Source organism: Candidatus Pelagibacter communis (assembly GCF_001180225.1).
In the GTDB taxonomy this organism is placed as follows: Bacteria; Pseudomonadota; Alphaproteobacteria; order Pelagibacterales; family Pelagibacteraceae; genus Pelagibacter; species Pelagibacter ubique_D.
Window position 1 is genome coordinate 1 of record NZ_CVST01000006.1, and the last position, 10,252, is coordinate 10,252.

Genomic DNA, 10,252 nt, shown 5'->3' on the forward strand with positions numbered 1-10,252 from the left:
AGAAAATAAATTTTCTAAAGAGACATAAACTTTAAGTTTTTTTATTTCTACAATTTTATCTTTTTTAGAATTAATTGAAGAATTATTTGTAATAAAATGAGGTCTTGGTAAAAATTTATAATCTAAATCTTCTTGGAAATTAAACTCTAAGTTTAATTTGTTTTTTAAATTTTTTTTAATTTCTAAAGCTACTTCCTGTTTGTTATGAATGTTTGGGAATGAAAGATATGATAAAAATAAAATAATTAGTGCGACAATAGATAAAAATATTTTATTGTTAATTAATAAATATTTAAAGTTATCAACATTTAACTTGTTTAAATTTTTCTCTAATAGATTATTAATAAACTTACTGAATTTTTTATTAAAATTAGCAATTAATTTAAGATTATTCATTTTAAGTAGTAATCTTATAAAACATTATTTTGAATGATAAATAGAGAATATTTAAATGGTTTAAATGAAGCTCAGAAGGATGCTGTAATGCATCTAGATGGTCCTCTTTTAATAGTAGCTGGCGCTGGTTCAGGAAAAACTAAAGTTCTAACATCAAGAATAGCAAATATAATTAAGGAAAAAAAAGCTTTTCCTAATCAAATTCTTGCAGTCACTTTTACAAATAAAGCTGCTAAAGAAATGCAAAATAGAGTTAGTAAAATTTTAGGATCTGCTGCTGTTGGTCTTTCTTGGTTAGGAACTTTTCATTCAATTTGTGCAAAATTATTAAGAAAACATGCTTCAGCCGCAAAATTAAACTCGAATTTCACTATTATAGATACTGACGATCAGATTAGATTAATAAAAAATATATGCAAAGCAGAAAATATCGACATCAAACAATTATCTCCAAGATTTATACTTGCAATAATTGATAGATGGAAGAATAAAGGTTTTTATCCTGGAGAAGTAATTATAAATAAAAAAGACATTTATGAGAAAACTGTTCTTCCATTATACAAAATATATCAACAAAAATTAACTGATTTAAATTCCTGCGATTTTGGAGATTTGATTTTACATACAGTAAAAATTTTAGAATTTAATCAGGATATCAGAGAAATATATTCTAAAAATTTTAAATATATTTTAGTTGACGAATATCAAGATACAAATTTTATTCAAAGTAAATGGCTTAATCTTCTATCTGAAAAAAATAAAAATATTTGCTGTGTTGGTGATGACGATCAATCGATATATAGCTGGAGAGGTGCTGAAATTAAAAACTTTTTAGAATTTGACCAAGTTTATGAGAATACAAAAGTAATAAGATTAGAACAAAATTATAGATCCTCACAGAATATTTTATCAGTTGCTTCAAACCTTATTTCTAATAATCAAAATAGAGTTGGAAAAAAATTGATTACTACAATGGAAGAAGGTGATTTAGTTCAATTAAACTGTTTTAAAAATGGTAAAGATGAAGCAGTTGGAGTTTCAGATGAAATTGAAAAAAAAGTAAAAAAAAAATTCTCTTATAATAATATTGCAATTTTAGTTAGAGCCATCTTTCAAACACGTGAATTTGAAGAGCGATTTCTGAAAATTGGTATGCCTTACAGAATATTAGGTGGTACAAAATTTTATGAAAGAGCTGAGATTAAAGATTGTATTGCATACTTAAGGTTAATCCATCAAGAGAAAGATGACTTAGCTTTTGAGAGAATTGTTAACAATCCAAAAAGATCAATAGGTGATAGTACCTTAAAAAGCATTCACGAGTTTGCTAAGGAAAATAATTTAAATTTAGAAAGAGCATCAATTAAAATGCTTGAACAAAATTTAATTAAGCCGAAAGCTAAAATTGGACTTGGTTTATTTATTAATTCTCTAATCAAGTGGAGAGATGATTTAATTATAAAGAAATCAAATCATATAAAGTTATTACAAGTTGTTTTAGATGAATCTGGCTATTCAGCAATGCTTAAAAATAAAAAAGATTTAGATAATGAAAATAGACTGGAAAATATTAAAGAATTGTTAAGTGCTATGAAAGAATTTGATAATCTGGAAAGTTTTTTAGAACACGTATCTTTAGCAACCTCGGTAGATCAAGAATGGGATGGTGAAAAAATTAATATGATGACCATGCATGCAGCAAAAGGTTTGGAATTTGATGTTGTATTTTTACCTGGATGGGAAGAGGGATTGTTTCCACATCAAAAATCTATTGAAGAAAAAGGTCAAAATGGCCTAGAGGAAGAAAGACGATTAGCGTATGTAGGAATTACAAGAGCAAAGAAAAAAGCTATAATCTCTTTTTCAATGAATAGATTTTACCAAGGAGATTGGATAGACAGTATGGCTTCGCGATTTATTGATGAACTACCAGAAAAACATTTAGAAAAAAATTCTTTCTTTGAAGAAGAAATTAACAATGATGATGATTTTGAATTTAATCAGGATTTTGAAATTGAAGAAGGAACAAGAAGTCCTGGATGGATAAGATATCAAAAGAGAATTAAATGAGAAATCATATAAAATTATTAAGAACTAAATTTAAAAAATATGGAATTGATGGCTACATAATTCCAAAAAATGATGATTTTTTTACTGAATATTCAAAATTAAATCGATTAAAGGTTATTTCAAATTTTAGTGGATCTGCTGGTTTAGCCATAATTCTTAAAAATAAAAATTATTTGTTTACAGATGGAAGATATACAATTCAAAGCAAAATTGAGAGTGGTAAAAATTTTAAAATTTATGGATTTGAAAAATTAATAAATTGTAGTTTATTTAAAAATCTTACACTTGGTATAGATCCAAAATTATTTACCAATACTCAAGTTAAAAAATATTTTTTAAAACACAACAAAGTCAAATTTGTTAAAAAAAATCTAATTGATGAAATTAAAAAACAGAAAAAACACACCTCTAAGCCATTTTTTTCTTTAGATAAAAATATTGTTGGTGAAAGTATTAATTCAAAATTAAATAAGATAGCTAAATACCTAAAAAAAAATAAATCTGATTATATTTTTATTAGTGCGCCAGAAAATGTTGCGTGGACTTTAAATATAAGAGGTGTAGATGGTCCTAACAGTCCGGTTCCCAATTCGAGATTAATAGTAAGTAAATCAAAAAAAATACTACTTATAAGCAATCTTAAAAAGTGTAAGCAATTATTAAAAAATAAAATTATTAATAAAGATGAATTTTTAGATACAAATACTCTACCAAGTAAAATACGAAATCTTAAGGGAAAAAATTTTATTATTGATGATAAATCTTGTTCAATATTTTATGAAAATTTAATTAAGTCTAAATTTAAGATCATAAATAGAGAAGATCCAATTTATCTTTTAAAGGCAATCAAAAATAAAACTGAAATTAAAAATATGATTAATGCTCATATCTTAGATGGAGTAGCATTAACTAAATTTTTATTTTGGATAAAAAAAATTAATAAAAAAAAAATTACAGAAGTAGAAGCAGCTAAGAAACTAGAAAATTTTAGAAAATTAAATAAAAATTTTCTTTATCCTAGTTTTGATACAATAGCAGGATCTGGCAAAAATGGTGCTATTGTCCATTATCGTGCAAAGAAAGAAAATTGCCGTGTTATAAATAAGAGGGATATTTTCCTTTGTGATTCTGGAGGTCAATATAAATATGGAACAACTGATGTAACAAGGACTATTTGTTTTTCAAAACAAAAACAAAAAATCAAAAATGTTTTTACAAAAGTTTTAAAAGGTCATATTGCGGTAGCTATGACTAATATTAGTAAAAATGATACTGGGAAAAAAATCGATAAAAGAGCAAGAAAATTTTTAAATAAAAGCAATTTAGATTATGCCCATGGTACAGGACACGGTGTAGGTTTTTTTCTTAATGTTCATGAAGGTCCTCAATCTATCACAAAAATAAATACAGTAAAAATTAGAGAAGGTATGATTTTAAGTAATGAGCCTGGGTATTATAAAACAAATGAGTATGGAATACGGATTGAAAATTTAGTTTATGTTAAAAAAATAAGGAAAAATTTGTTTTTTCAGAATTTAACAATGGCACCTATAGAGAAAGATTTAATAAATTTTGACCTATTAACAATTGATGAGAAAAACTATCTGTTTAAATATCATCTAGAAGTTTATTCAAAGATATCTAATTATTTAAATGTAAATGAGAAAAAGTGGTTAGCTAGTTTTATTTAGCATTTTTAAAAATTCAGATTGATCTATGATTTTTATTTTTAACTCTTTTGCATAATCTACTTTCCTTTTAGTTGGTTTATCACCAATTATTAAGAAATTTAGTTTTTTTGATACACTGCTAATTGTTTTTCCAGAATTTTCCTCTATTAAAGATTTAATTTCAGCCCTACTAACTCCACTTAGCTTTCCAGTAACTAAAAAAGTCTTATTTTTTAAAATTCCATCATCTGAATTTTGAAGAGCATCTTTAATTGCTAAAATCTTCTCTAATTCATTCAAAATGTTAATGTTTGTTTCATTAGAAAAGAAATTTTTAATAGAATTTACTTGTGTTTCACCAATTCCATCAATATTTACCAAATCTTCATAGTCATTCTGCATAGATAAATTTTTAAATTTTGAAAATGTTATGTAATGTTTTGACAACAACTTTGCATTTTCCAATCCTATATGTCTTATTCCTAAGGAATAAATAAATCTATCTAACGTAATTTTTTTTTTTTGATTAATCGAGTATTTTAAATTTTGAACAGATAATTTGCCCCAACCCTCAAGTTTTTCTATTCTCTCATAATTTAATTTAAATATATCTTGAGGAAACTTGATTAATTTTAATTCCCAAAAATTTTCAACTATCTTTTTTCCAAAACCATCTATATTAAACGCTTCTTTTGAAACAAAGTGTTTTAATTTTTCAATTGATATTTTATCACAATAATACCCCTCACTTGAACATCTCCTAACAGCATCAACTTTTTTTGTTACCTTATTAAATTCTTTAATTGTTTTTGATCCACAAGATGGGCAATTTTTTGGAAAAATAAATTTTTTTGAATTTTTTAATCTTTTTTGTTTATCTATAGAAAGTATATGTGGTATTACATCGCCTGCCCTCTCAATAACTGCTGTATCACCTATTCTAATATCTTTTCGATTAATTTCATCTTCATTGTGTAACGTTGCATTTGAAACTATGACTCCACCAATATTAATTGGTTTAATTTTAGCAACTGGGGTTAAAGCTCCAGTTCTCCCTATCTGAATTTCTATGTCTAAAATTTTAGAAACTGCTTTGTTGGATGAAAACTTGTGCGCAACAGCCCATCTGGGGGCATTGGCAATATTACCTAATCTTTTTTGCATTACAAAATCATTCACTTTGTAAACTATTCCATCTATGTCAAAATCTATGTAAGGCCTTTTTTTTTCAATCTCATGATAATTTGCCATTAAATTTTTAACACCTGAAATTAACTTGTTCATTGGATTTGTTTTAAATCCCCACTTATTCAATTTTTTTAGGAAATCACTTTGATTATTGGCCATTAATCCTTTTTCATAACCAAATGTATAGGCAATAAATTTTAAAGGTATTTTTTTTGTTTCTTCTGGATTTTTTTGTCTAAGAGAACCAGATGCTGCATTTCTTGGATTAGCAAATTTTTCATTTAAAATTTTAAAATCACTATTTTGAATAAATACTTCTCCTCTGATATCAATTTCCTCAGGGAAATCTTTATTTAGAATTTTTTTTGGAATATCTTTTATTGTTTTTAGATTTTCAGTTATATCTTCACCTTCTTTACCATCACCTCTTGAAAGACCTTTGTAAAATTTACCATTTTTGTAAGTCAATGAAGCAGATATTCCATCAATTTTAGGCTCAGCACTATAAAAAATTTCTAATCCATTTTTTATTGCAAGATAATTTATAATTTTTTTTTCAAAATTAATTAGATCTTCTTCAGAAAAAACATTTCCTAAAGATAGCATAGGTATTTTATGTACTGACTTTTGAAAATTTTTTGAAGGTTTAAATCCTACACTTTTAGATGGAGAATCTTTTGAATTAAGAAAAGTATAGTTTTTTTCTAATTTTAAAATTTCTTTTTTCAGGTTATCATATTCTTCATCAGAAACCAATGAGGTGTTATTATCAAAATAACTTTGATTATATTTTTTAATTAAATTTATTTTTGAAATATAAATATTTTTTATTTTTACCTTGTTCATACTAATCAAAAATAGATTTAAATTTTTTGATTATTTTATTGGTCTTTTTATTCTTATCTTTTTGCATTAATTTATAATTTTCTGAATAAAGTTTATCAAAAAAACTATAAGATTTTTTATACCAGTATGATGATTGGTAATTATATCCTAAAAGTTGAGCATATTTTTTTGCTTCTTGCTCGAGACCCAATAAGTAATATACTTCTACCAATCTATATAAAGCCTCCTCTACATAAATTGTAGTATCATAATAATCCAAAATATTTTTAAATCTATTTATTGCAGGTATCCATTTTTTTCTTTCAAGATAATATCTGCCAATATACATCTCTTTTGATGCCAAAATATCATCAATATAATTAATTTTAAAATTTACATCTTTTGCGTAATCACTATTTGGAAAATTTTCTAAAATATAAGCAAAGTATTGTTTTGATTTTGTGATTGATTTTAGGTCTTTTTTTTCATCAACTATTTGTTCATAATAACAAAGACTTAATAAATAATACGCGTAATCAATATTTTTATGTTTTGGATAAATTCTTAAAAATCTTTCTAATTCTGCTATTGCATCTAAATAATAATCTTGAGAATAATAACTATACGATGCCATTAAAGCTGATCTGGGAGCCCATGAAGATTGAGGAAATAAAATTTCAGCCTCATTAAATTTTAAAGCTGCAAAGAGTACGTCTCCTGCTTTCAAAGCCTTCATGCCCTCTTCATAGGCCTCGACAACTTGTGAAATTAATTTTTCTTCCTTAATTTCAGATTTTTTAATCGGTTCTTTGGTGCAAGAAATAAATAAAAATAAAAATAAAATTAGAAAAACATTTAATTTTCTCATAATAAATTTATATTTACTTTAAATAATTATAAAAGACTTACTTATTAATTATGCAATAGATCTGAGATATTTTCTATTAATTAAAGTATATGGTAAGTTTTTTTCTTTAATTTCTAAAATAGAAAAATTTTCCTCGCTTTGAAAAACTTTTCTTAATAGTTTGTTAGTCATATAATGACCGCCCTGACTACATTTTACACTACCAATTATTCTATACCCTGCTGTATACAGATCTCCTATACAATCCAATATCTTATGGTTTACAAATTCTTTCTTATTTCTTAATCCTTCAGGATTCAATATTTCAGTATTCTTAACAACTACTGCATTATCTAAACTACCACCTTTAGCAAGACCATTTTTTTTTATTAATTCTATATCTTCAAATAAACAAAAGGTTCTGGAATTATATACATCTGTCAAATCATCTTCATACACTTTAAATATATTTCTTTGATTTCCAATAATTGAATTTTTATATTTTAACTCAAAATCTATATCTAGACTTAAAGTTGATGGTTTAATATTTATATAACGATTGCCTTCAGAATAGCCTACTTCCTTTTTTATTTTAATAATTTTAATTGGAAAGTTAGATGTTTCAATTCCAGCTGAAATTATTTTTTCTATGAATATTTTTGCTGATCCATCTAGTATAGGAACTTCCTCATTATCTATTTCAATTAAAGCATTATCTATGCCTAATCCAAATAAAGCGCACATTAGATGTTCTATAGTTGAAACTTTAGCACCATATTCATTTTCAATTGTGGTATTTAAAGATGTATTGGTAACATTCATAAAATTTGGATAAACCAAATTATTACTTTTTAAATCTATTCTTTTAAAAACTATACCCTGGTTAGGTAATGCAGGTTTAATGTTTACGTTCACATCCAAACCACTATGAAGAGATATGCCATTAAACGAGACATTATTTTTAATAGTTTTTTGAGTTAAATACGACACGAGTAGTTTCTAATTAGAATGTTGAGTTATTTAAAAACAACTATTGTTACAAGATAAAACAAAATTAGCTGAATAATTGAAAAAATTTTTCAAAAAAGCCAAGTTTTTCAGAGGATTTTGAAGTTATACGAACTTCATTGATATTAAGACCATTTAATAACTTGTGAGCCTTCAGTGAAATATCCAACTCTTCCTCCTCTTTAAAATAATTATTTACATATCCTTTATCTAGATAATTATTAACTTGAATTTGATATTTTTTTAAATTGCTTTCTATTTCATAAATAATTAATTTTGATATTGAGATTAATTTAATTTCTAAAACTATTTCATCACTATTAATATTATCTAATAGAGATGAATAACTAATACCTTTGATTATATATTTATTTATTGCCATATGAACAAGCTTATGGTGATTGTAACTTTCTTGAAATAAATCTTTTACATCTGAGAGTATCTTTTCTAAAATTGTGTTTGTGATATTTCCAGAATAATTTTTTTTTTTTACACTTAAATTAAAATTAAGATTTGAATTATTCTCAATTATAACATTTATATGGTTTACAAAATTACCTGCTATTTTTTCAATCCTGAAAATATTCTTTTCTAAAAACTCACTGAGAAGATTTAAATCTATTTTTTCCAAGTCAGTTTCATAGTCAAATTCTCTCTTATATAAATTTTTAAAATTTTTTATATCTAATAAGTGTATTTCAAATTTTTTATGAGAAATAATTAAATAAGTTTCAAAGTCTATTACATCATTCATTTAAAATTATTATTTGATTTTTTATTCTAGCATCCAATATTTTTTTATTCTCTAATTTAATATTTTTTAAAAAAAATGATATTTTATCTAAAGTTTCTCTATCAATTTTCTCAGGTAATTTAATTAAAAAATTGTTAGTAAATTTTAAATCCCATCTATTAGATTTAAAATAATATAAAGATCCTATTTGTGAATATTCAATATTTGATTGATCAATAATTTTCTTTAATTCAACTACCTCATTAATATCTGGATTCCCAAATATGTACGGTAGTTGTATATTTGAAATATCATTATTTGATAGTTTGCCATTGTTACCTAATAAAAAAAACTTTCTATTTTTATTGATCCTAGCAATAAAATTTGTCTTCTTAATATTGATATCAATTGAATGAGGATATTTTTTTATAACGTTATAGTCTTCAACTAATGAATTAGATTCGATTATGTTTTGAAAATTTTTTTTTTTAATAAAAAAAATATTTTTTAAGTCCAAATTATTTAAATTATAAAGTATTTTTTTTTGTTCATTTTCGTCTAAACCAAAAATATTTATACTTTTAATTTTTTCAAACTTTAGATTATTTATTGAGTTATTATTTATTGAGCCCAATAAAATTAACAAAAAAAAATAAATTAAGATTTTTTTATTTTTTCTTTGAGGCATCTTTTAAAATCCATTCAATTAATTTTAAAAAGCTTATTCCTTTATAAGAAGCTATTTCTGGGACAAGAGATAATTTAGTCATACCTGGTTGAGTGTTAATTTCTAATAAATAAAATTTACCCTTGTAATATTTAAAATCTGAACGTGTAACACCAGAGCAACCAATGATCTGATGTGCTTTGAATGCAATGTTCATTACTTGATTTAATTTTTTATTTGGTAAATCAACAGGGATTATATGTTTAGTTTTTGCATTTGTGTTGTACTTTGCTTGATAGTCATAGAAAGCTCTTTTGGGTTTTAATTCAATTGCTCCAAGTTTTTTATTACCCATAATTGCTACCTGAATTTCTCTTCCTCCAATAAATTCCTCAATCATAATTTTTTTGTAATCTTTTAATGATTTAACTTTTTGTGTTAGATTAGATTTGTTGCATATAAAAACATTAACACTTGAACCCTCATTTAAAGGTTTAATGACAACAGGAAATTTTAATTTTGACTTAATTTTTTTTATTAAGGTAGATGATTTATAACCATAATTATAAATAAAAAATTTTGGTGTATTAATTTTATTTTTTATAAAAATTTTTTTTGAAATTTCTTTATCCATAGCTAAAGATGAAGCAACAACACCAGAATGGGTATATGGAATTTTAAATTTCTCTAAAATACTTTGGATATATCCATCCTCTCCAAATTGACCATGCAATGCATTAAAAATTATATCAGGTTTAAATTTTTTAATATTTAAAGATAAAGATCTATCTGGTTCAGAAATCTGAATTTTATAACCATTTTTTTTCAGCTCTTTTGCAACCTGTTTA

Annotated in this window: 9 protein-coding genes; 2 read left to right on the forward strand and 7 right to left on the reverse strand. The window is 24.4% G+C overall.

Features of this window, described 5'->3' with window-relative positions; genetic code table 11:
- Window positions 1–396: AsmA family protein (locus AMN99_RS00150; protein WP_143323899.1), on the reverse strand; the 396-nt coding region annotated here is incomplete at its 3' end.
- Window positions 397–429: 33 nt separating this feature from the next.
- On the opposite strand from AMN99_RS00150, the gene AMN99_RS00155 reads away from it, so the two are divergent.
- On the forward strand, window positions 430–2,466 hold the full coding sequence (locus tag AMN99_RS00155; RefSeq protein ID WP_075505847.1) for an ATP-dependent helicase: 2,037 nt from the start codon (window positions 430–432) through the stop codon (window positions 2,464–2,466).
- A complete protein-coding gene (locus AMN99_RS00160; RefSeq protein WP_075505848.1) occupies window positions 2,463–4,157 on the forward strand; it encodes an aminopeptidase P family protein in 1,695 nt (564 codons plus the stop codon). Before AMN99_RS00155 ends, AMN99_RS00160 begins: the two co-directional genes overlap by 4 nt.
- Here AMN99_RS00160 and ligA read toward each other — a convergent pair.
- From ligA to AMN99_RS00190, 6 genes are all read right to left on the reverse strand, one after another.
- Window positions 4,140–6,170, reverse strand: a complete 2,031-nt coding sequence (gene ligA / locus AMN99_RS00165) for an NAD-dependent DNA ligase LigA (protein ID WP_075505849.1) — start codon at window positions 6,168–6,170, stop codon at window positions 4,140–4,142. The two genes, AMN99_RS00160 and ligA, sit on opposite strands and share 18 nt — an antisense overlap.
- 1 nt (window position 6,171) lies before the next feature.
- A complete protein-coding gene (locus tag AMN99_RS00170) occupies window positions 6,172–7,017 on the reverse strand; it encodes an outer membrane protein assembly factor BamD (protein ID WP_256998078.1) in 846 nt (281 codons plus the stop codon).
- Window positions 7,018–7,065: 48 nt separating this feature from the next.
- Window positions 7,066–7,986 (reverse strand): UDP-3-O-acyl-N-acetylglucosamine deacetylase, encoded by a 921-nt coding sequence (lpxC, locus tag AMN99_RS00175; RefSeq protein ID WP_075505851.1) that lies wholly within the window; start codon window positions 7,984–7,986, stop codon window positions 7,066–7,068.
- A 64-nt stretch (window positions 7,987–8,050) separates the two neighbouring features.
- Window positions 8,051–8,758, reverse strand: a complete 708-nt coding sequence (locus AMN99_RS00180; RefSeq protein WP_075505852.1) for a hypothetical protein — start codon at window positions 8,756–8,758, stop codon at window positions 8,051–8,053.
- A complete protein-coding gene (locus tag AMN99_RS00185) occupies window positions 8,751–9,371 on the reverse strand; it encodes a cell division protein FtsQ/DivIB (RefSeq protein ID WP_218836784.1) in 621 nt (206 codons plus the stop codon). The genes AMN99_RS00180 and AMN99_RS00185 overlap by 8 nt, the downstream gene beginning before the upstream one ends.
- Before the next feature lie 34 nt (window positions 9,372–9,405).
- The coding region (locus AMN99_RS00190) for a D-alanine--D-alanine ligase (protein ID WP_075505854.1) at window positions 9,406–10,252 on the reverse strand (847 nt) is incomplete at its 5' end.